Origin of the sequence: Catalinimonas alkaloidigena, from assembly GCF_029504655.1 — a bacterium.
GTDB classification, from domain to species: Bacteria; Bacteroidota; Bacteroidia; order Cytophagales; family Cyclobacteriaceae; genus Catalinimonas; species Catalinimonas alkaloidigena.
Map to the genome: position 1 here is coordinate 7,492,882 of NZ_JAQFIL010000001.1, position 21,388 is coordinate 7,514,269.

The following is a 21,388-nucleotide window of genomic DNA, read 5'->3' on the forward strand; positions in this document are numbered from 1 at the left end:
TAAGCTAAGTGCTACTTACAACATACTATTAACACCATGAAGTATCTATGGATCGTAGCGCTCTTGTTTTTTACGATGACAGTGGTTCCTGAAGTCACACAGGCTCAGGAACTTTCCAGAAAGGAAAAAAAGCGTCTGAAAAAAGAACAAAAGCGCAAACTGAAAGAGCTGAAAAAAATGAGTCCGGCTGACTTTGAAGCTTTGAGAGAAAAGCAGGATGAATTTAAGCAGCAGGCAAGTGAACTGCAAAGTGAAGTAACCTCTCTACAGAAGCAGTCAGAAAGCAAAGATTCTGAAATCAAACAACTGAAAGATCAGGTGCGGAAGTTAGAAAGTCAGCTTCAGGAAGCCCGTGCCGAGCTGGAAACTGAGCCAGGGGTAGAGCAAAATGTACCTCTTTCTAATCAGTACGATGAAGGTTTGGTATTTAGAGTACAAATCGGAGCTTACCGTGACAAAAATCTGGAAGCTTACCTTGATACTAGCGAAAATTTCAATGGAGAAACGGATGCTGAGGGCTTACAAATTTACACGCTGGGCAATTTTCGTGATTACTGGGAGGCCAATAAGTTCAAAAAGTATCTGAGAGCGATGGGAGTAAAAGATGCATGGATCGTTCCTTATCGTGACGGCATTAGAGTGCCTATCAAGGAAGTACTTGAAGACTTGCGCAGTAATCAAAACAGCGAATAGCAATAAAAGAAATCTGATAATTATATGATAAGCGTATCCCTATGTAGGAGTATACGCTTTTTTTTATTTTGTATTATTCCATAAGGATCGTCATCTTTATATTTACACATATAATTATAACCCCTTCACTACAATGAAACCTAATTTCAAACTTTTGCTAATGTCATTACTTGCTTTAAGCTTCCTTTTTCAGGCTTGTAGCGAGGATGATGAAGTAAGTAGAGAAGACCTATTGACAGGTACATGGACGATTCAAACAAGCGAGCTCACTGATTACAGCATTACAATCAGCGGATTTACATTAACAAAAGAAACTATTCAAAACACACCATTCGCTGGTGATGCAGCAGAATTTGAAGAAAGCCTAAAAATGATCGCAGACGATTTATTTCCTCCCAACACCACAATTACCTTCAATGACGACAATACTTATGTCGTCACTAACCAAACATCATCAGCACCAGATAACTGGGCTTTGAGCGCTAACGAACAAGAGCTTACCATTGACATTGAAAATGATGATATTCAAAGTCTGGTATTTACCATAGAAGAGCTAAGTAGCAGTGCACTTCAGATTGTTTTGACCCTGGATGAGACTGCTGTTGACTTAGAAGCTATGGGAGGGGAAGAATTAGAAGTGGATGATTTTACCATTGAGTATACATTTAGTTTTACTAAATAATATTTGCGCCAAAAAGGAATGTAATGGAGAAGCGGTGGGTATTTCAGGAATCAGCGGATGAAGAGACTGTCCAAAAACTAGCAAAAGACATCAATGTCAACCCTGCTCTGGCAAATTTGCTGATACAGCGTGGGGTTGGTGCTTTTGATGATGCAAAATGTTTTTTCAGGCCCAGCCTCAAAATGCTGCATGATCCCTTTCTGATGAAGGATATGGAACATGCGGTAAACCGGCTGATACTGGCTATGGAGCGGCAGGAAAAAATCCTCATCTATGGAGATTATGATGTAGATGGTACCACCTCTGTCGCGTTGGCCTATGGTTTTCTGCATATCATTTACGAACATATTGAATATTATATTCCCGACCGTTATAAAGAAGGCTATGGTATATCTGAAGAAGGTATACAATATGCCTTGGAAAATGGTTTTTCCCTGGTTATCTCTTTAGACTGTGGCATCAGAGCGGTCGGGCTGATCAACGAAGCCCGAAAGAAAAATATTGATTTTATTGTTTGTGATCACCACCGCCCGGGTGACCAACTTCCCCCCGCCCATGCTATTCTCAACCCCAAGCAGGAAGGCTGTCATTATCCTTTTAAAGAACTTTGTGGTTGTGGTGTAGGTTTTAAGCTGCTTCATGGCTTATGTGTACGCACCAAAAGCCACCATAAAGAATTAGCCGAATGGCTGGACTTAGTAGCCGTAGCTATCGCCGCGGATATAGTTCCTATCACCGGAGAAAACCGTATTCTTAGTTATTTTGGGCTACAAAGGCTAAATGAATCACCTCGTCCCGGCCTTAAAGCTTTGGAACAGTTAGCAAGCCTGAAAGGTGAGATTAATATTGAGAATATTGTTTTTGGTTTTGCTCCCCGTATTAATGCTGCCGGACGCATGGAGCACGCCAAAGCAGCGGTACAGCTTCTGTTGGCCGAAACGGAAGATTGTGCGCTCAAAATGGCTAACGAACTCAATGTACAGAATACAGAAAGAAGAGGTTATGATACGCTCATGACCCAGGAAGCACTGGAAATGATTGAGGGTAATGATACACTGGCTCAGGCCAAAACCACAGTGCTTTTCAAAAATGACTGGCACAAAGGTGTAGTTGGTATTGTAGCCTCTCGTTGTATAGAAAAACATTACCGGCCCACGATTATCCTTACAGAATCACATGGCAAAGCCTCCGGCTCTGCCCGCTCAGTAGATGGATTTGATGTATACTCAGCCATTGAGGCCTGCTCCGATCTGCTGGATCAGTTTGGTGGACATAAATATGCCGCCGGACTTACTTTACCATTGGAAAATGTTCCTTTATTTCAGAAAAAGTTTGAGGATATTGTTGCAGAAACCATCAGTGCAGAGCAGCTAATACCTCTGGTTAATATAGATGTACAGATTGATCTGGCTGATATCACACCTAAATTTTTTAACGTCATTAAGCAGTTTGCCCCTTTTGGTCCTGGTAATATGCGCCCAATTTTCATGAGTGATCACTTAATGGTGTATGGTTATCCGCAAATATTAAAAGGGCAGCACTTGAAATTTAGTGTGCGTCAGGAGGGAAGCCAGAAAATATTCAATGCTATTGGCTTTGGTATGGCACATTTTTACGAATTGGTGCTGGAAGGGAAGCCTTTCAAGATGGCCTATAATGTAGAAGAAAACCACTACAATGGGAATACCACACTACAGTTAATGATTCGGGACATCAAGCCTATGGAATAAAAAAAGGAGCACGATGCTCCTTCACTATTTTTTATTCACAATGAATAATCATTAATCATTTCTTTCAATATGAGCGCCTAAAGCTCTAAGCCTTTTATCAATGTATTGATAGCCCCGGTCAATTTGCTCTACATTGTAAATGGTACTTTTTCCTTCGGCTGACATCGCGGCAATTAGCAGTGCTACTCCGGCACGAATATCCGGTGATGTCATAGAAATGCCTCTCAGGCACTGCTTTCTGTCCAAACCGATCACAGTGGCTCGGTGTGGATCACAAAGGATGACTTGTGCACCCATGTCTAATAGTTTATCTACAAAAAACAGGCGGCTTTCAAACATTTTTTGGTGTATAAGCACTGAGCCTTTGGCCTGCGTAGCCACTACCAGAATAATGCTCAAAAGGTCTGGCGTAAGACCTGGCCATATAGCATCTGCTATGGTCATGAATGAGCCATCAATGAAGGTTTCTATCTCGTAGGTTTCATTGTTGTAAACATGAATATCATCTCCTTCAATGTCAAAATGAATACCCAGCTTACGAAAAGTATCGGGAATAATCCCCAGCATATCTACTCTGGCATGCTTGATGGTAATGTCTGAGTTGGTCATCGCGGCCATACCAATAAAACTTCCGATTTCAATCATATCAGGAAGCATGGTATGCTCCGTCCCGCCCAGTGAGGATACCCCTTCAATGCGGAGTAAATTGGAGCCTACTCCACTAATCTTGGCCCCCATACGGTTAAGCATGGCACAAAGTTGCTGCAAGTAGGGTTCGCAGGCTGCGTTATAGATAGTAGTGGTACCCTCAGCCATTACTGCGGCCATTACAATATTGGCGGTACCCGTTACGCTGGCCTCATCCAGCAGCATATAAGCTCCTGTGAGGTGATTCCCTTCTACACTGTAATATTTGTTGGCAGCATCGTAGTGAAACTTGGCGCCAAGTTTTTGCAAGCCGATGAAGTGCGTGTCCAAACGACGTCGCCCGATTTTATCACCCCCCGGCATAGGAATACGACCTTTACCGAAGCGAGCCAATAAAGGTCCCAGGATCATGATAGAGCCTCTTAATGCGGTAGCTTGTTGGGAAAACTCTTCAGTTTCCAGGTAGTTGATATTAACATCAGCTGCTTTAAAAGTATAGGACTCTTCCCCTATTTTTTCCACCATTACGCCCATGGACTTTAATAAGTCAATGAGCTTCATTACATCGCGGATGTTGGGTATTTTGTGGATTGTAACCTGCTCGGGAGTTAGCAGTACTGCACATAGGATTTGTAGGGCTTCATTTTTTGCACCTTGTGGTATAATCTCTCCCTGGAGTTTGTGACCTCCTTCAATTTTGAAACTTGCCATTCTTTATTTCTTTCGTCTGTTACTGCCTCCGGAGCCTCGGCGACCTTTTGAGCGGCCTCCTTTTTGGGATTCAAACAGGTTATTACTTTTTACTTCATCTACTGAAATATCCAGCTTGCCGCCTGATATTTCTTTAATGTTTTTGATAATAACCGCATCATCTACACCTTCTTTGTTCCAGGTCTGATAAAAACCTTTCATCAATTTACCAAGATAGATGATGGCTCCCTTGCGCTCTTCCTCGCTTTCTGTAGCGATAGCTTTGTCTATGAGCTTTTCAATATTCTTGCCATAATGTTTGTAGGTGACAGGGTCTGTATTATATGAGAGTCTTTTTGGTTTTTTGGTAAGAATATCAACTTCAGGCATGGGATAGGGGGCATCCACGTTAAGCTCGAAGTTGGTCATAATGAAAAGGTCATCCCATAGTTTTTGAGTGGTTTCATTATTCTCACGCACACTAGGATTGAGCTGACGCATTAGTTCAACCAGAGTTGCCGCGTATTGGGTGCGTTTATCACGGTCCTCAATAGTCATGATATGCTCGGCAAGTTTCTGCACATTTCTGCCGTATTCTTTTAGAATGACATTGGACTTACTTGTGTTATATTCAAACATTTTACATTGGTTTTTATAAAAAATAATTTTTATTCATCGTGTATTTTTAATTTGGCAAAGCTAAGCAGCAAGGTTTTTTCTCCGAAGTCGTCAAACTCTACTTTGGCTTTGCGGTTGGCGCCTTCCACATCCAGGTTTTTGACCACTCCAAATCCAAACTTAGGGTGCTCTACCTTCATGCCTGCTTCCAGGTGGCTGGTGTCGCTGGGGGCAAAATCAGGTGAAGGCTTATAGCTGCTGCGGGTATTGTGGGGCATTGCTTTTCGGCTTCGGTCTCTTTGTACACTTTTTAATAGCACCCTGGCATGTTCTGTATCTCCTACTACCGAACGGCTTCCCATGGCTTTATTGACCATCACATAAGCCGGGTCAATTTCTTCCAGGAAACGGCTGGGCTCACAGTTTTTAAGTCTTCCAAAGCGATAACGAGATAAAGCATAAGAAAGCACCAGTTTTTTCATAGAGCGGGTAATGGCTACATAAAATAACCTTCTTTCCTCCTCCAGGTCAGTACGGCTGCTCAGCATCATCTGAGAAGGGAAAAGGTCTTCTTCCATGCCTACTACATAGATATAGGGGAACTCCAGCCCTTTAGCCATGTGAATGGTCATCATAGTCACCCGGTCCTCCTCGTCATCTTCTGACTGGTCTACCGAAGTAAGCAGTGCTACTTCCTGAAGAAAAGCACCCATACTTTTATCTTCTGCTTCAGGATTATCCACAAATTCTTTAATCGCATTGAGAAGTTCCTGAACGTTTTCGTAGCGGTTGAGCCCCTCAATAGTTTTGTCTTCATACAATTCACGCAACAGGCCCGAACCTTTGGCGATGTGCGAAGCAGCATCAAAAGCATCTTTCTTTTCTGCTTCCAGCATAAAGCCTTTCATCATGTCTTTGAAAGCTGAGAGGGCATTGGCAGTACGGCCATTGAAAAATTTATGTGCGCTATTTAATACTTCCCAGATAGAAAGATCTTGTTCATAAGCGGTTACCATTACTTTATCTATCGTAGTGGCGCCAATGCCCCGTTTTGGTAGGTTGACAATCCTACGGAAAGCCTGCTCATCACTTTGGTTGACCACAAAGCGCATATAAGCAATGATGTCCTTGATCTCTTTGCGCTGGTAAAAAGATAATCCTCCAATAATTTTGTATTTGATATTTCTTTTGCGCAGCGCTTCCTCCATCGCCCTGGACTGGCTGTTGGTACGGTAAAGAATGGCAAAATCACTATAGCGAGCGTGATCATTATTTTTCTGCTCAAAAATAGAGTAAGCTACCAGTCTCCCTTCTTCCTGATCGGAGGTAGCTTTGATCATTTCTACCAGCGTTCCTTCTTCATTGGTGGTCCAGATGTGTTTTTTGAGCTGGGCTTTATTTTTGCTGATCACCGAGTTAGCCGCCTCAATGATATTTTTGGTAGAGCGATAGTTCTGCTCCAGCTTAAATACGTTCAGATCAGAAAAGTCTTTCTCAAAATTGAGAATATTCTGAATGTCCGCTCCACGGAAGGCGTAGATACTTTGAGCATCATCTCCCACCACGCAGATATTGCGGCGCACGGCGGCCAGCTTTTTGGTGATCAGGTATTGAGAAAAGTTGGTGTCCTGAAACTCATCCACCAACACATAGTGAAAGCGATGCTGGTATTTGTTCAATACATCCGGATGCTCCCTGAAGAGTACATTGGTATTGAAAAGCAGGTCGTCAAAATCCATAGCATCTGACTTAAAGCAGCGTTGCACATAGGTTTTATAGATTTTGCCCATATGTGGTTTGGCAGCGCTTTCATCTTCCGCCCTTATCATCGGATTATCGTTGTACTCTCTCCAGGAGATAAGCCGGTTTTTGGCACTGGAGATTCGGTTAAGCACCATGCCGGGCTTATAGACTTTATCATCCAGCTTAAGTTCTTTAAGGATATTTTTGATCAGCGACTTGGAGTCGTCTGTATCGTAGATCGTAAAATTACTTTGATAACCTATTTTACCGGCCTCGGCCCTGAGGATGCGGGCAAAGATAGAGTGAAATGTGCCCATCCAGAGGTTGCGGGCTTCGGTGCCTACCACCCCTTCTATACGGTCGCGCATCTCTTTAGCGGCTTTGTTGGTAAAAGTAAGCGCCAGTATGTTAAACGGATCTACATTCTTCTCCTTAATAAGGTAAGCAATACGATAGGTTAATACTCTTGTTTTGCCGGAACCTGCACCGGCAATAATCATGGTTGGTCCTTCGGTATTGGTGACCCCATTCCGCTGCGGTTCGTTCAAGCTGTCCAGAAAATTCATAAAATCTCAGGTTTTTCCCGTGCAATTTACAATAAGTCTCTCTTATTCGTTAAGAAAGGCAGGCGCAGGCTTCAGATATGAAGCTGCCAATTTAGTGCATATTCATCAAAAAATCAGCATCTTAAGAAGCCAAAGATGAAGCTTCTTTTATTGTAAAACAAAACAACAATTTACAAGCATAAAGATTTCTTCATTAGCTCCTTTTCGCTGTTTTTATTGCTTGCGTGTAAATGAAAAAGAGTGAAGAGGTAATTTTGTTGTGCTTAGGAGAATAAATTCAAGAGCACAATAGTCTAGAACAAAAAATTGTCACATACTTTTAGTGATACTTTTGATATTTTAAAGAATACCTATATCTTTGCAGTTCTTTAAACTAAGAGCAGAAAATTCCTGTTAAAGACAGTAAAGAAATATATTTAAGCGATGGCAAACCATAAATCTGCATTAAAACGTATTCGTTCTTCTGAGACCAGACGTGAGAGAAACCGTTATCAGTTGAAGACTACTCGTACTTTTGTGAAAAAGCTGAAAAATACTACAGACAAGTCTGAGGCTGAAGAGCTATACAAGAAAGTTTCTTCCATGTTAGACAAGTTGGCAAAAAAGAATATTATTCATAAGAGCAACGCAGCACATAAAAAGGCAAAACTTGCCAAACATGTGAATCAACTTGCGTAAATTCTTACATCAAGATATTACAGAGCCTTACGCTTTTTGAGTGTAAGGCTTTTTTATTTGCTTTGACCTCCACAATTAAAGCAAATCCAATGGCAAGCCGCTACGCTTCTCGTGAAACTGGAATACTAAGCTGGGCAGAAGAAGATCGCCCCCGTGAAAAGCTGTTGAGTAAAGGTAGAATAGCCCTGACGGATGCTGAACTCATTGCTATACTGATCGGCTCCGGCACCCGAAAAAAAAGTGCGGTAGACCTGAGTAAAGAAATTCTGAGTAGTGTTGGTAATAACCTTCATGAACTGGCTAAGCTTTCGGTAGTAGATCTACAAAAGTTTGACGGTATCGGAGAAGCTAAAGCCATTAGCATTGTAAGTGCTTTAGAACTGGGCAGGCGTCGTAAAGTCGGGGAGCCAGTGAAGCGCGAAAAAGTTACAAGTTCGGAAGATGCCTACAGGGTAATGCAGCCTTACCTAATGGATCAGGCAGTAGAGCAATTCTGGATTATCTTACTTAACCGAGCTAATCTGGTGATCAAGCCGGAAATGATTAGCGAAGGCGGTGTTTCCGGGACAGTAGCTGATCCCAAAGTGATTTTTAAGAAAGCCTTAGATAAACTAGCCAGCTCCATTATTCTGGTGCATAATCATCCTTCCGGTAATCTCACACCTAGTCAGGCAGATATGCAGCTTACCCGTAAACTTAAAGAAGCAGGCAAGAGCCTGGATCTCCCTGTGCTGGACCACCTTATCTTTACCGATCATGCGTATTATAGCTTTGCCGACGAAGGCATTTTGTAGGAGCCAAAGTTTTCTTTGAACTTATTATTGCCTTACTGCTTTTTGCTTATAAATTTAGTGTATTGCCATTTAGGCAAAAGCATGATTTTTCTGTTTGTAGGTTAGTAAAGTTATGAAAAAGGTTATTCCTGTTATTGTTATTATAGTTATTGTCATTAGTGTAATTTATGCTTTACAGGGAGGGGAGACTGAGGAAGAGTATGTGGGACGAATTGCTGAAGAAAGACAAAGAACAGAGCGCTTTATGCGTACTTCTGATGAGTCACCCTTTGCTCCCGAAGCCATCCCTTTTAATGGTTTAGACTTCTATGAACCTAAACCCTCTTACAAAGTCAGGGCGAGGTTAACTCCCATCCAAAGTCAAAAGCTTTTGCAGATGCCTACTTCTACCGGTGAGGAAGAAAAGTATGTTCGCTATGCCTATGCAGATTTTGAAATTGAGGGGCAGCAGATACGCTTATTAATATTACAGCCTTTTGACTCTCAAACAAAACTCTTTGTACCCTTTGCTGATGCAACCAGTGGAGCAGAAACCTATGGAGGAGGTCGCTACCTGGATATTGAAATGCCTGCCCGTACCAGTAAAAGCATAGAGCTGGATTTTAACAAAGCTTATAATCCCTACTGTGCTTATAATCCTAGTTTTAGCTGCCCCTTACCTCCCAAAGAAAATGTACTGGATATCCCTATCAGAGCTGGAGAAAAGGCTTATAAAGAGTAAAAAGCTTTTTGTAAATTGATGAGATGAACAGAAAAAACTTACAAGGTTTAGCGAAAATAAGATTAAATGAAGCTAAAACTTTGTTAGATAATGGATTATATGATGGCATCTACTATTTATGTGGATATGCAGTAGAATGTGCTCTAAAAGCTTGTATTGCAAAAAATGTCAAACAATATGATTTTCCAGATAAAAAAGTGGTAAATGATAGCCATACTCATGTTGTAAGTACCTTGGTTAAGGTCGCTGGTTTGACTATTGAGTTGGAAAAACAATCGCAGCTAAATGATGATTTTAAGCTAAATTGGCAGGTGGTTAGAGATTGGTCTGAAGTAAGCAGGTATAAGAGAAACTCTCAATTAGAAGCAGAAGATATTTATTCTGCCATCACTCATCGTAAAAATGGAATAATGCAATGGATAAAAAAATATTGGTAGGTATAGACCTAGAAGAAGGAAAAAAAGTCCTTGAATAACTTGATAAAGCAGGGCTGGAAATCACTAGTGCATTTTGGCTTTATTTAGATGAAGTTGAAGAGTGGAGGCTTATGCTTGCGATGCCTAGCATTGATATTCTAGGACGTAAAAAAACTTATGCAAAAATATGGGAAGTGCTCAATAGAAATAAGAGAAAACTAAATTTACCATTGGATGCAATTTCTTTAATTAGCCCGAAGCATGAATTAAATCAGCTTTTGCGTAGTGTTGTTACAACAGGTAAAGGTATATCAGGGATTAGGTTCTCGGGAAATGTAATTAACGGAACTCTTATTGAAGATACCTATATATATAGTAAATTAATTAAAAACACCCCCTCATCGCGGCAGATGCTTTGCTTTGACGAGGAGGTGAAAAAAAGATTTATCAACTCAATACACTAAGTTCTTCGCCTACTTCTTTGAAAGCCTGTATGGCTTTGTCCAGATGCTCTTTTTCGTGTACGGCAGAAATCTGTACCCGGATACGAGCCTGCCCTTTAGGGACTACCGGATAGTAGAAACCAATCACATATATACTTTTTTCAAGTAACTTCTCCGCAAATTTCTGTGCCAGCGGCGCATCGTACAACATAATAGGGACGATAGCATGCGTACCGGCTTTGATGTCAAAGCCGGCGGCAGTCATCTGTTTTCTGAAGTAAGTAGTGTTTTCTTCCAGCTTATCACGTAACTCAGTAGTTTCAGAAAGCAGGTCAATTACTGCAATAGAGGCTCCTGTAATGGAAGGTGCCAGGGTATTGGAGAAAAGATAAGGACGAGAGCGCTGACGCAGCAAATCTACAATTTCTTTGCGGGCGCTGGTAAATCCTCCGGAAGCTCCGCCCAGTGCTTTACCCAACGTACCGGTAATGATATCTACCCTACCCATCACCTCATGATATTCATGAACACCTCTACCCGTTTTTCCCATAAATCCGGTAGAGTGACATTCATCCGACATCACCAGGGCTTTGTACTTATCCGCCAGATCACAGATTTTATCTAATTGAGCAATGGTACCATCCATAGAGAAAACGCCATCGGTAACGATGATACGATGACGCGCACCCTGTGCCTCTTTAAGTTTTTCTTCCAGGTCCTGCATGTCGTTATGCCGGTAACGGAAGCGCTGTGCTTTGCACAGCCTAACTCCATCAATAATGGAAGCATGGTTGAGGGTGTCGGAGATGATGGCATCTTCAGGTCCAAGCAAAGGCTCAAAGATTCCCCCATTGGCGTCAAAAGCAGCCGCATAAAGAATAGTGTCTTCCATGCCCAGAAATTCAGAAATCTTTTTCTCTAGGGTTTTATGAATATCCTGCGTACCACAGATAAAACGAACAGAGGACATGCCATAACCATGGGTATCAATTGCCTTCTTAGCAGCTTCTACTACCTTGGGATGTGCAGAGAGCCCGAGATAATTGTTGGCACAAAAGTTAATTACTTCTTTACCGCTTGTAGTTTTGATCACAGCACCCTGAGGAGTAGTAATCACGCGCTCATTTTTATATAGACCGGCCTCTTTTATTTCTGCCAGTTCCTTTTCCAGGGCAGGTTTTAGTGTTTCGTACATAAGGTATGGTATTTGAGTTCTGCTTAACTAACTATACTGCTTTAGTATCGTTATGTATTAAAAAATATTTTATATCTCTGCACAATGAGACTTTGCAAATTTCGTAGTTTTGCGGTCAAAATTAAGCGGTTTATTGAATAATAATTAGGAAATACGTAAAAAGGTTAGATAAATGCCTAAGGGGCAAGTATGATATGACAGAGCAAACGAAGATTTTAGTAATAGGGGCTAACGGACAGCTGGGAATTGAACTGACTGCCGCCCTGCAAGAAAAACATGGTTATGAGCAAGTAATTACCTCTGACATTCACCCCCCTAAGAAGCAACACGCACTTTTTGAACCTCTGGATATACTGGATAAAGATCGCCTTTATGCGTTGGTAGAGAAATACAAAGTTACGGATATCTATTTGCTAGCAGCGATTTTGTCAGCTAAAGGGGAACAGAATCCTATGCTGACCTGGCAGGTCAATATTGATGGCTTGATGCATGTGCTGGAGCTAGCCCGCGACGCCAAAGTCAGTAAAATTTTCTGGCCCAGCTCCATTGCCGTTTTTGGAGGTACTACGCCTAAGCAAAATACGCCTCAGGAAACCGTTACCTCACCTACTACCATGTATGGTATCAGTAAGCTTTCGGGTGAGAGGCTATGCGCTTACTACGCTCAGAAATTTGGTGTGGATGTCCGAAGTTTGCGTTACCCCGGCCTCATCGGCTATAAAGCTTTACCCGGTGGAGGTACTACTGATTTTGCGGTAGAGATTTATCATAAAGCCCTGGAAGAGGTTGCTTATCACTGCTTTCTGAAAGAAGATACTGTTTTGCCCCTGATGTATATGCCGGATGCCGTGCGGGCTACCATAGAACTGATGGAAGTGGATGCGGACGAAATTAGTGTGCGCTCTAGTTACAACCTCTCAGGTTTCAGTTGTTCGCCTGCTGATATTGCTGAAGTAATCCGCAAAACTATGCCGGATTTCAAGATTGACTACCGGCCTGACTTCCGGCAGAAAATTGCTGATAGCTGGCCTAACAGCATTGACGATAGCAAAGCCCAAGAGGACTGGAACTGGAAGCCTCAGTTTGATTTACAAGCCATGTCGGCAGAGATGTTAGAGAATCTGAAAAGAATGAAAGCAGCAAAAACTGCGGTTAATCTTTCTTGAGAGATTAGCTTAATTCCTCTATTCTGAAACAAAAAAGCCCACCGATGTAGTGGGCTTTAATTATTTTATGTTACTCCTGTACTTATTCAGCCATCACATTCAGGCTGCGCTTGATAAAGTGAGTAAGCTCTGCTCCGCTCAGCATATTCTGTGAAAGCTTGGCTAAATCTACTGCCTGCTTAGCGATCTGCTCTTTCTTTTCTTCTGTTTCAGCTTTCAGAATTTTGTCCACCAAAGGATGGTTGCCATTGACAGCTACCGAATACTGGTCGGGCATATTGCCCATCATCGCCATTCCGCCGCCACCCATCGCAGCCATATCTTTCATGCGGCGCATAAATTCTGGCAAGGTGATTACCACCGGCAATTCATCGGTAGACATAGACTCTACCGTTACGGTCATTGCCTCGTTATTGATGGCTTTTTCAAAGATACTCTTTACGGTTTCCTGCTCTTTCTCAGACAGTACACTTTCTATCTTTTCATCTTTCTCTACCAGTTTGTCCGCTGTATCCGCATCTACCCGCTTCATTGTGGTTTTCTCCAGCTTTTGCTCCAACATATTAATGAAGTGGTTGTCTAGCGGGCCATCTAGCTCCAACACATCGTAAGACTTGTTTTTAGCCGACTCAATGAAAGCGTGCTGCTTGTCTGTATCGTTGGTGTAAAGATAAGTTACACTGCCATTTTTGTCGGTCTGGTTGGCCGCTACCTTTTCACGGTATTCATCAAAAGTGAAGAATTTACCTTCAGTATTCTTAAACAGGGCAAACTTTACAGCCTTGTCATAGAATTTATCTTCGGAGATCATACCATATTTCACGAAGAGACCGATGTTATCAAATTTCTCTTCATAGGCTTTGCGATCTTTTTTGAATAGCTCCTGTAGCTTATCCGCTACCTTTTTGGTAATGTGGTTATTGATTTTCTTCACATTGCTGTCCGACTGCAGGTAGCTACGCGACACGTTAAGTGGAATATCAGGAGAGTCAATCACGCCGTGGAGCAGCATCAAAAACTCAGGGACAACATCTTTCACTTCATCGGTGATGAACACCTGGCGGGAGAATAACTGAATTTTGTTACGGTTTAGCTCCAGCTCATTTTTGATCTTAGGAAAGTAAAGAATCCCGGTCAGATTGAAAGGATAGTCTACATTGAGGTGAATCCAGAATAATGGATCTTCTGCAAATGGATATAACTCTTTATAAAAATTTAAATAATCCTCATCAGTCAGATCCGCTGGTGCTTTGGTCCAGAGGGGATTAGGGTTATTGATGACTTTCTCATCAAACTCTATCTCTACCGGCAGGAATTTACAATATTTGTCAAGGATGCCCTGCAGGCGAGGCTTCTCTAAAAATTCCTCTGAATCCTCATTGAGGTGCAGTACGATGTCAGACCCACTTTCTTTCTTTACAGTGGGTTCAATTTCAAACTGAGTACTACCATCACAAACCCAGCGTACGGCTTCGGTATCTTCCTGATAAGATTTGGTAAAAATCTCCACCTTATCGGCCACCATAAAAGAAGAATAAAAACCAAGTCCGAAGTGACCGATGATCTGCTTATCTTCTCCTTTGTCCTTGTACTTTTCAATAAACTCAGTAGCACCGGAGAAAGCAATCTGATTAATGTATTTCTTCACCTCTTCGGCGGTCATACCAATCCCACGATCGCTGATGGTAATGGTTTTTTGTTCCTTATTGATAGAAACTTTGATTTTTTGGTCACCCAGGTCTTTTTTGTATTCGCCCATAGCAGCCAGGCGACGTAGTTTCTGGGTGGCATCCACTGCGTTGGAAACCAGCTCACGCAGGAAAATTTCATGATCCGAGTACAGATATTTCTTAATGATGGGAAATATATTCTCGGTATTAATAGATATCGTACCTTTTTCTTCTACCATAATATTTTAGGAATTAGATGTTACTTTTTTCAGGGCGAAGCTCAAAAGTTATTCCAGCTTAAAAATGAAGGCAATTTTACTTATTTTTCTGACAGCTTGGCAGTTATAACAAAAAAACTGTCAGCTTTCTGCCTTCTACAATTTACTTTTCAGTCCGTAAATTTCGCAAGAAATCCTGGAACAGATCAGAAAAGGCTACTTATCCAAGCGGACAACCCCTGCACAGCGGAAGTGAAAAGAAAAAACAACAACCAGAGCAAAGTAAGGAAGATGAGCAGGAATATATACTTAGTCCAGGGATATTTTCGCATGATGTCCTGCCAGTAGATCCAGCCAAAAATTCTGACTACCCAGAAATACAAACCACTTAGCCGGAAACTCTGCTGGCGAAGCTCATCCAGAAAAATCTGATCAATAATTTCTCGAGATACCTGTTCCCTGTAACAATCACGAAACTGGTATAACACATCGTGGATGAGAGAAGCATAGTATGTCAGGGGCTTACGAGTTTCCCTATCAGCAATACCATCAGGAGTACCAAAGTATACGTCAAAAAAGAAGAACTTGGGAGAGCAGCCGTCCCAGGCATAGCCATTACATTCAGGGTTAGAACCCAGCACTATGATTTGCCCATCCTCTCTTATCTTCAACCACTTGTTTGCGAAACTTACGCCCTTCAGACGGGTCTGGTAACAGATATCCTTGTGTTCCACAAATACATAGGGGCTGTTCTCCATGCCCTAAATTTAAAAATTTAGCGCAGGCGATCTACTGAGCGCACCAGTTTCTCATCACGGCGAATAAAGCGGTTGGCCAGTACGTTGAGCAAGAGAGCGATACAAGGTAGTATAAAACCTATATCATAGCTACCACGGGTAGCTTCATTAATAATCTTTTCCCCCTCAAAACTATACCATACAGAAGCGCCCAGTGCAGCTGCCATAAAAAGGCTGTTCAGTGCTCCCAGCTTGATCTGTGTTAAGCGATTATGGTATTGAAAAATTTCATAAAAGGCGGTAAGCGTGGCGAGTACAGCCAGGATGGCGATTACCCAGGTCCCCTGCTCAGTGGTCATTTGGCTTGTGGCTCCTTCTGAAGATTCAGTTACTGTAAGATAGTAAGCATTCAATACCACCTGTTCTCCTTCTTCCAGGTCTGTTTCCTGCCATATATCAAAAATTAGCATCAGACCCATGCAAATGCCTACTCCTAGCAGAAAAATTGATTGTATTCTTTGTAACATAACTCAGGTTATTCGATATCAATATTGTAATTTTTACGTAAATATATAGGTTATGCAATTCGGCACGAAGATATTAAGATTTGCTATAACTTTATTCATTTTCAGAAGTTTAATGTGTAGAGGGTCAGGTAAATGAATACTATTCATCTCTTCGTGGCCGTTCAATGTGAAAAGAAAAACTAATTAGCACTATGGCTGATAATAAAGATAAACAAGTTGATCAAAAAGATACTGGTAACACTACTGACGCTGATAAGCAACAGGAGAATGTACAAAGTTTCGAAGATCAACGCCCAAAATACAGTGAGCGGGAAAAAGTTGAAATTTTTGACAACGAATTTCTGCCACAAATAGACTCAATGTATAATTTTGCCTATCGGCTGACCTATGATGAAGATGATGCCAAAGACCTGGTGCAGGAAACGTACCTGAAGGCATTTCGTTTCATAGATTCATTTCAACGCGGAACTAACGCTAAAGCATGGTTGTTTCGGATTTTAAAAAACAGCTTCATTAATGATTTCAGGAAGAAAAGTAAGCAACCTTCCAAAGTTGATTACCAGGAGGTAGAAACTTATTACAATTCTGAAGGTGTTGATGAAAGTATTACTACTGACTTAAGAGTGGAGTCTGTGCAGGATATGATCGGTGACGAGGTATCCATAGCCTTAAACTCATTAGCAGTAGATTTTAGAACTGTCATTATTCTTTGTGACCTGGAAGGGTTTACTTATGAAGAGATGGCTAAAATTTTGGATATTCCCATAGGCACAGTAAGGTCGAGATTACATAGGGCCAGAAACCTTTTAAAGGAAAAGCTCAAATCATACGCCGACTCTATGGGCTATTAATTTTTTTAACAGACAACAGTTACAACCTAGATTTTAGAATTTTTAACCTTGCGAATATGGAGACCTTATCTAGAGAAAGTCCACAGTACAAGCGTTGTATGGATCTTTTGCCCTTAGTATTAGACCACGAAGCTAACTTAGAGGATACGGATTTTTTCCATCAACATGCAAAATTCTGGCCCGAGGTTCTGGAATGCTACGAAAAAGAAACTGCTTTCCGCTTAGCTATCAAACAGAAGTTAGGCAGCTTGTCTGCTCCTGAAGAGTTACTTAGCAGCATACGTAACAGAATCAAACAAGCCTCTTAAATGCAAGAAGGAAAAGCATTTATTTTCTCGGCACCTTCTGGCTCAGGTAAGACTACAATTGTCAAGCATTTACTCAAGTATAATTCAGATTTGAGTTTTTCAATTTCTGCATGCACCCGATCAAAAAGACCTAGTGAGGTCAATGGTCGGGATTATTATTTTATGAGCCCTGCTGAGTTTAGAGCACGTATAGAAGAAAAGGCCTTTATTGAGTGGGAAGAAGTATACGAAGGAAAATATTATGGTACCCTCAAGTCGGAGATTGAACGCATCTGGCAGCAAGGAAAGCATGTGGTGTTTGACGTGGATGTGCTGGGAGGAATCAACCTCAAAAAGTATTTTGGCAGTCGCGCGCTAGCAGTTTTTGTGAGAGTACCATCAGTAGAAAAATTAAAAGAAAGGCTTGCTTCCAGAAATACTGAGTCAGAAGAAAGCCTGGAGCAACGCATTGCTAAAGCAGAAGAAGAGCTCCAGTATGAGCAATATTTTGATGTGACGCTGGTCAACGATCATTTGAAAGACACTTTAGAACAGGCTCAGCATTTTTATGAGGAGTTCGTACAGAAAGGGGAGTTAACTTCTTCCAAATAAGCGGCTTTGCACGTATCATTGCATCTATTTATTTGCTGATATACTACTTCAGAAAAAGTACACTGAGGATCTTATCTCAGAGAGGTGGTTTCTGCGATCATTTTGCCATATTAATTTAGTTTTATGATTAAGTCAATGACTGGCTACGGTAAGGCCTATCAGGAGTCTTCGCTCTTTGATATCACTGTAGAAGTGAAAACACTCAATTCAAAATACCTGGATGTTAACCTTAAACTGCCCAGGCTCTTTGGAGATCGTGAGATAGAAGTGAGGCAATTGGTCTCAGAAAAACTACAGCGGGGTAAGGTATCCTTGCTAATTGATTTTAGAGGAAAAGGTCAGATGGGTGGCGACCCTGCTGTTAACCAGGAGTTACTTAAAGCATACTATTATTTATATAAGGAAACAGCTAACGAATTACAGGCCTCAGAGCAAGACCTGTTTCGCCTGGCGGTACAGTCACCGGATGTACTACTACCCATAGTACAGGAAAATACCAATGAAGAAATATGGAAAGCAGTCAAATCGGTGCTAGAAGAGGCATTAACGCAATGTGACCAGTTTAGAGAACAGGAAGGAGATGCGTTGATGAAAGATTTTGCCCTCTGTTCAGCCAATATCAAAGCGGCGCTGGAAGAGGTGAAAAAGCAGGCTCCCATCCGGGATCACCGCCTGAGACAGAAATTACAAACCCAGTTGGAAGAATCTTTTGCCAAAGACATAATAGATCAGAACCGCTTTGAGCAGGAGCTTATTTACTATATAGAGAAACTGGATGTGAACGAGGAAATCGTCCGCCTGACCAATCACCTGAGCTATTTTGAAAAAGTACTTAGTAGTGTTGATGTTCATGGTAAAAAACTGGGATTTATCTCTCAGGAGATGGGGCGTGAGATCAATACCATAGGCTCTAAAGCGAACGATTCCACCATACAGCATTCGGTAGTAGGCATGAAAGAAGAGCTGGAAAAAATCAAGGAGCAGGTGCTGAACGTATTATAGAAAGCAGCTATTTCAGCGGCTCATCATAAATCATTTTTCCCCACGCTTCTGTATCTACAAAATCCATATCTTTTGAGGTACTTTTGTACAGCCTCATTATTTCTGAATGAAGCTCCTGAATGGCACCCCTGTCTTCTATGCGTATGATAGATTCATAATTACTACTTAATGATAAGCATGTAAAATCAGCTGAACCTAAGTAGGCAATTTTTTGATCTATGATGAAGGCTTTGGCATGGATAAAATGTTTACTGCTATTTTTAATACGCTGGTTACCGGGATCAATAAATATTTTGAGGGGAAAGATCGTTCTATATGAGTAATAGTAAACGGAAGTGTTACGAAGTTCGGCAGCTGTAGCGAAGAGTACAATCAAAGTAAGTACAGTCAGAAAAAGCATACAGATCTGGGCATACGTATAATAGTAGAAGTAAGTATATATGCAGCCCAGTACAAAGGCGGTCAAAGCAAAGTAAAGAAAAGTAATAATTCCTTTGAGTGACTCTTTTTTCTGTTCAGCATCGTGATTTTTTCGTCTGTACTGCTTGATAAGTTTTTCGCGGAAGTCATACCCCTGAAGGTTTCCGATCATATTGTGGCAAAGCGTCGTTATCAATGTAATGCGTACGTTTTGCGCATGAAGTTGAAGAAGCAAATGCATTTGTTCTTCATTCAGGAAAGGAGAGAGTACGGTAACTTCCTGACGGGCTGAACGAATATCTTCCAGTAATTGCTTACCGACAGAGGGTCCCATATGGATGGTAGCGTCTTTGATAGCAGCTTGCATAGCAAAAGTATGTAGGTTTGTAGGAAGTATAACGCAGCAATCAGCCTTTCATGATATGAAGGACTCCTTTTACATCATTTTTATGTTAGTTTTGTGGCGCCGTTGCCAGGAGCTAACGAGTTGATATTAAACAGAAGCATGATAAAGAAAATATTATCCTGTCTCAGCGCTTTTTTGATGCTAGCTGCCTGCCAGCAGGAAGAGGTCATTCAGAAGCCGGAAGGGCTTGTTCCCGAAAGTAAAATGATTTCCTTCCTGATAGACATGCATATCGCGGAGGCTAAGATGGGTTATCTTCAGGTAAAAGATAGAGATTCTTTAGAGATCATCTTTAGAAATTATGAGAAGGCATTATTTGAAAAGCATCAGGTTGATGACTCTGCTTATTATCATAGCTATGAGTACTATCTGGCAGATATGGAAAAGATGCATGAAATATATAGCGCAGTTGTAGATAGCCTGAGTGTACTCAATAGCATAGAAAAGAACAAAGACCTGGGAATATCCGAAGAATAGATGAAGAAGCATCATATGTGACTACGCTGGTTCTGCGGTGGACTGAATAGAGATTACATGATTTTATATGCTATTTCCAAATGTAAATTATTCTGCCTGAGAAATAAGAAATATAGGATTATGGCCAAAGCGGAACATCTTTAGCACGAAAGATGCTGGATAAAAAAAATCGTTCTAATTTTGCTAAAAAGACATATAGTTTATATACCTAAGTGCTAACAAATTCTGTTTGGTGCAGAATTGTAAAATATCTTACTTACTATAAGCCAATACGAAATAAAGCTTTAAAAAAGCTTCTACTTAATACAAATTTGCATAATTTCAAATGCGTTTCATTAGTATAACTCAAACCACATTACTTACTAAGACATGGGATTGTTCGACTTTTTCTCCAGTGATATAGCTATTGACCTGGGCACAGCTAACACATTAATTATCAATAAGGAGAAGATAGTAGTAGACGAGCCTTCCATCATCGCCATTGACCGCACCACCAACAAAGTGCTGGCGATTGGAAGACAGGCAATGCAGATGCATGAAAAGACCCATGAGAACATCAAAACGATTCGTCCGCTGAAGGATGGTGTCATCGCCGACTTCCATGCTGCCGAACACATGATCCGGGGTATGATCAAAATGATTGACATGGGCAGTCGTTATATTCCCTCTTCTCATCGTATGATTATCTGCATTCCTTCTGGCATCACCGAAGTAGAAAAAAGAGCGGTAAGAGACTCCGCGGAGCACGCCGGTGCCAAGGAAGTGTACATGATTCATGAGCCTATCGCTGCAGCTATTGGTATTGGTATAGATATTGACCAGCCTGTTGGGTCAATGGTAGTAGATATCGGAGGTGGTACTACAGAGATTGCTGTTATCGCCCTTTCGGGAATTGTTTGCGACCAGTCAATCAGAACTGCTGGAGATACCTTCAATAAAGATATTTTGGATTATATGCGCCGTCAACATAATTTACTCATCGGCGAGCGCTCTGCCGAGAAAGTAAAAGTTGAGGTAGGATCAGCATTAACGGAACTCGATGATGAACCAGACGATTATGAAATCAGAGGGCGCGACCTAATGACAGGTATTCCTAAAGTGATAAAGGTTTCTTATTCTGAAATTGCTTTTGCGCTAGATAAGTCTATTTCAAAAATTGAAGAGGCAGTGCTGAAAGCTCTGGAGATTTCTCCACCTGAACTTTCTGCCGATATTTATGACAATGGCATCCACCTGACTGGTGGCGGTGCATTGTTAAGAGGACTTGACAAACGCCTTGCGCTCAAAACCAAACTGCCGGTACACGTAGCAGATGATCCATTGCGTGCCGTAGTGAGAGGTACGGGGGTGGCACTGAAAAAATTTGATTCTTTTAAATCAGTATTGATGACCTAAAAA

The 21,388-nt window shown here is 41.4% G+C and carries 23 protein-coding genes; 15 read left to right on the forward strand and 8 right to left on the reverse strand.

The window, feature by feature from the left end; genetic code table 11:
• Positions 1 to 36 precede the first annotated feature (36 nt).
• The 3 genes from OKW21_RS30510 (at position 37) to recJ (ending at position 3,105) form a co-directional block, all read left to right on the forward strand.
• Positions 37 to 693 carry an Ezrin/radixin/moesin family protein gene (locus OKW21_RS30510; RefSeq protein ID WP_277487181.1) on the forward strand — a complete coding sequence of 219 codons (657 nt, stop codon included), beginning with the start codon at positions 37 to 39 and terminating at the stop codon, positions 691 to 693.
• Between the two features lie 160 nt (positions 694 to 853).
• Positions 854 to 1,375 (forward strand): hypothetical protein, encoded by a 522-nt coding sequence (locus tag OKW21_RS30515; RefSeq protein ID WP_277487184.1) that lies wholly within the window; start codon positions 854 to 856, stop codon positions 1,373 to 1,375.
• A 23-nt stretch (positions 1,376 to 1,398) separates the two neighbouring features.
• Entirely contained in the window at positions 1,399 to 3,105 is a 1,707-nt protein-coding gene (recJ, locus tag OKW21_RS30520; protein WP_277487186.1) for a single-stranded-DNA-specific exonuclease RecJ, read from the forward strand.
• Positions 3,106 to 3,156: 51 nt separating this feature from the next.
• On the opposite strand, the gene murA is transcribed toward recJ, so the two are convergent.
• From murA to OKW21_RS30535, 3 genes are read right to left on the reverse strand one after another with little or no spacing between them, the layout of a single operon-like run.
• A complete protein-coding gene (gene murA, locus OKW21_RS30525) occupies positions 3,157 to 4,464 on the reverse strand; it encodes a UDP-N-acetylglucosamine 1-carboxyvinyltransferase (RefSeq protein WP_277487188.1) in 1,308 nt (435 codons plus the stop codon).
• Positions 4,465 to 4,467: 3 nt separating this feature from the next.
• Complete coding sequence (locus OKW21_RS30530) at positions 4,468 to 5,082, reverse strand: DUF4290 domain-containing protein (RefSeq protein ID WP_277487190.1); 615 nt, start codon at positions 5,080 to 5,082, stop codon at positions 4,468 to 4,470.
• A gap of 29 nt (positions 5,083 to 5,111) precedes the next feature.
• Positions 5,112 to 7,370, reverse strand: a complete 2,259-nt coding sequence (locus tag OKW21_RS30535) for an ATP-dependent helicase (protein WP_277487192.1) — start codon at positions 7,368 to 7,370, stop codon at positions 5,112 to 5,114.
• A gap of 423 nt (positions 7,371 to 7,793) precedes the next feature.
• On the opposite strand from OKW21_RS30535, the gene rpsT reads away from it, so the two are divergent.
• From rpsT to OKW21_RS30560, 5 genes are all read left to right on the forward strand, one after another.
• Positions 7,794 to 8,048, forward strand: a complete 255-nt coding sequence (rpsT, locus tag OKW21_RS30540; RefSeq protein WP_277487194.1) for a 30S ribosomal protein S20 — start codon at positions 7,794 to 7,796, stop codon at positions 8,046 to 8,048.
• 89 nt (positions 8,049 to 8,137) lie between these two features.
• On the forward strand, positions 8,138 to 8,842 hold the full coding sequence (gene radC, locus OKW21_RS30545) for a RadC family protein (RefSeq protein WP_277487196.1): 705 nt from the start codon (positions 8,138 to 8,140) through the stop codon (positions 8,840 to 8,842).
• 112 nt (positions 8,843 to 8,954) lie between these two features.
• Positions 8,955 to 9,563, forward strand: coding sequence for a DUF1684 domain-containing protein (locus OKW21_RS30550; protein WP_277487198.1), 609 nt, complete (start codon positions 8,955 to 8,957; stop codon positions 9,561 to 9,563).
• Positions 9,564 to 9,586: 23 nt separating this feature from the next.
• On the forward strand, positions 9,587 to 10,000 hold the full coding sequence (locus tag OKW21_RS30555) for a HEPN domain-containing protein (RefSeq protein ID WP_277487200.1): 414 nt from the start codon (positions 9,587 to 9,589) through the stop codon (positions 9,998 to 10,000).
• A gap of 110 nt (positions 10,001 to 10,110) precedes the next feature.
• A complete protein-coding gene (locus tag OKW21_RS30560) occupies positions 10,111 to 10,443 on the forward strand; it encodes a hypothetical protein (RefSeq protein WP_277487202.1) in 333 nt (110 codons plus the stop codon).
• On the opposite strand, the gene kbl is transcribed toward OKW21_RS30560, so the two are convergent.
• Positions 10,427 to 11,617 (reverse strand): glycine C-acetyltransferase, encoded by a 1,191-nt coding sequence (kbl, locus tag OKW21_RS30565; protein ID WP_277487204.1) that lies wholly within the window; start codon positions 11,615 to 11,617, stop codon positions 10,427 to 10,429. The two genes, OKW21_RS30560 and kbl, sit on opposite strands and share 17 nt — an antisense overlap.
• Before the next feature lie 194 nt (positions 11,618 to 11,811).
• Here kbl and OKW21_RS30570 point away from each other — a divergent pair, with 194 nt between their 5' ends.
• Entirely contained in the window at positions 11,812 to 12,783 is a 972-nt protein-coding gene (locus OKW21_RS30570) for an NAD-dependent epimerase/dehydratase family protein (protein WP_277487206.1), read from the forward strand.
• An 82-nt stretch (positions 12,784 to 12,865) separates the two neighbouring features.
• On the opposite strand, the gene htpG is transcribed toward OKW21_RS30570, so the two are convergent.
• The 3 genes from htpG to OKW21_RS30585 form a co-directional block, all read right to left on the reverse strand.
• A complete protein-coding gene (gene htpG, locus OKW21_RS30575) occupies positions 12,866 to 14,692 on the reverse strand; it encodes a molecular chaperone HtpG (RefSeq protein WP_277487209.1) in 1,827 nt (608 codons plus the stop codon).
• Positions 14,693 to 14,877: 185 nt separating this feature from the next.
• A complete protein-coding gene (locus OKW21_RS30580) occupies positions 14,878 to 15,429 on the reverse strand; it encodes a hypothetical protein (RefSeq protein WP_277487211.1) in 552 nt (183 codons plus the stop codon).
• A 17-nt stretch (positions 15,430 to 15,446) separates the two neighbouring features.
• The gene (locus OKW21_RS30585) at positions 15,447 to 15,935 is read right to left on the reverse strand and encodes a DUF4293 domain-containing protein (RefSeq protein ID WP_277487213.1); all 489 of its coding nucleotides are present in this window, start codon (positions 15,933 to 15,935) and stop codon (positions 15,447 to 15,449) included.
• Between the two features lie 191 nt (positions 15,936 to 16,126).
• Between OKW21_RS30585 and OKW21_RS30590 the strand changes: the two genes are divergently transcribed.
• The 4 genes from OKW21_RS30590 to OKW21_RS30605 all read left to right on the forward strand — a co-directional run bounded on the left by OKW21_RS30590 (position 16,127) and on the right by OKW21_RS30605 (position 18,687).
• Positions 16,127 to 16,786: a sigma-70 family RNA polymerase sigma factor gene (locus OKW21_RS30590; RefSeq protein WP_277487215.1), complete on the forward strand. Its 660-nt coding sequence runs from the start codon at positions 16,127 to 16,129 to the stop codon at positions 16,784 to 16,786.
• A 56-nt stretch (positions 16,787 to 16,842) separates the two neighbouring features.
• A complete protein-coding gene (locus OKW21_RS30595) occupies positions 16,843 to 17,094 on the forward strand; it encodes a hypothetical protein (RefSeq protein WP_277487216.1) in 252 nt (83 codons plus the stop codon).
• Positions 17,095 to 17,685, forward strand: a complete 591-nt coding sequence (gene gmk, locus OKW21_RS30600; protein WP_277487218.1) for a guanylate kinase — start codon at positions 17,095 to 17,097, stop codon at positions 17,683 to 17,685.
• A 123-nt stretch (positions 17,686 to 17,808) separates the two neighbouring features.
• Positions 17,809 to 18,687 carry a YicC/YloC family endoribonuclease gene (locus tag OKW21_RS30605; protein WP_277487219.1) on the forward strand — a complete coding sequence of 293 codons (879 nt, stop codon included), beginning with the start codon at positions 17,809 to 17,811 and terminating at the stop codon, positions 18,685 to 18,687.
• A 7-nt stretch (positions 18,688 to 18,694) separates the two neighbouring features.
• Here the strand turns inward: OKW21_RS30605 and OKW21_RS30610 are convergent, their stop codons facing one another.
• A complete protein-coding gene (locus tag OKW21_RS30610) occupies positions 18,695 to 19,474 on the reverse strand; it encodes a phospholipase D-like domain-containing protein (RefSeq protein ID WP_277487222.1) in 780 nt (259 codons plus the stop codon).
• Between the two features lie 138 nt (positions 19,475 to 19,612).
• Here OKW21_RS30610 and OKW21_RS30615 point away from each other — a divergent pair, with 138 nt between their 5' ends.
• Both OKW21_RS30615 and OKW21_RS30620 read left to right on the forward strand, forming a co-directional pair.
• Positions 19,613 to 19,990 (forward strand): DUF4296 domain-containing protein, encoded by a 378-nt coding sequence (locus OKW21_RS30615; RefSeq protein ID WP_277487225.1) that lies wholly within the window; start codon positions 19,613 to 19,615, stop codon positions 19,988 to 19,990.
• Between the two features lie 369 nt (positions 19,991 to 20,359).
• Positions 20,360 to 21,385, forward strand: coding sequence for a rod shape-determining protein (locus OKW21_RS30620; protein WP_277487228.1), 1,026 nt, complete (start codon positions 20,360 to 20,362; stop codon positions 21,383 to 21,385).
• The last annotated feature ends 3 nt before the right edge of the window (positions 21,386 to 21,388 follow it).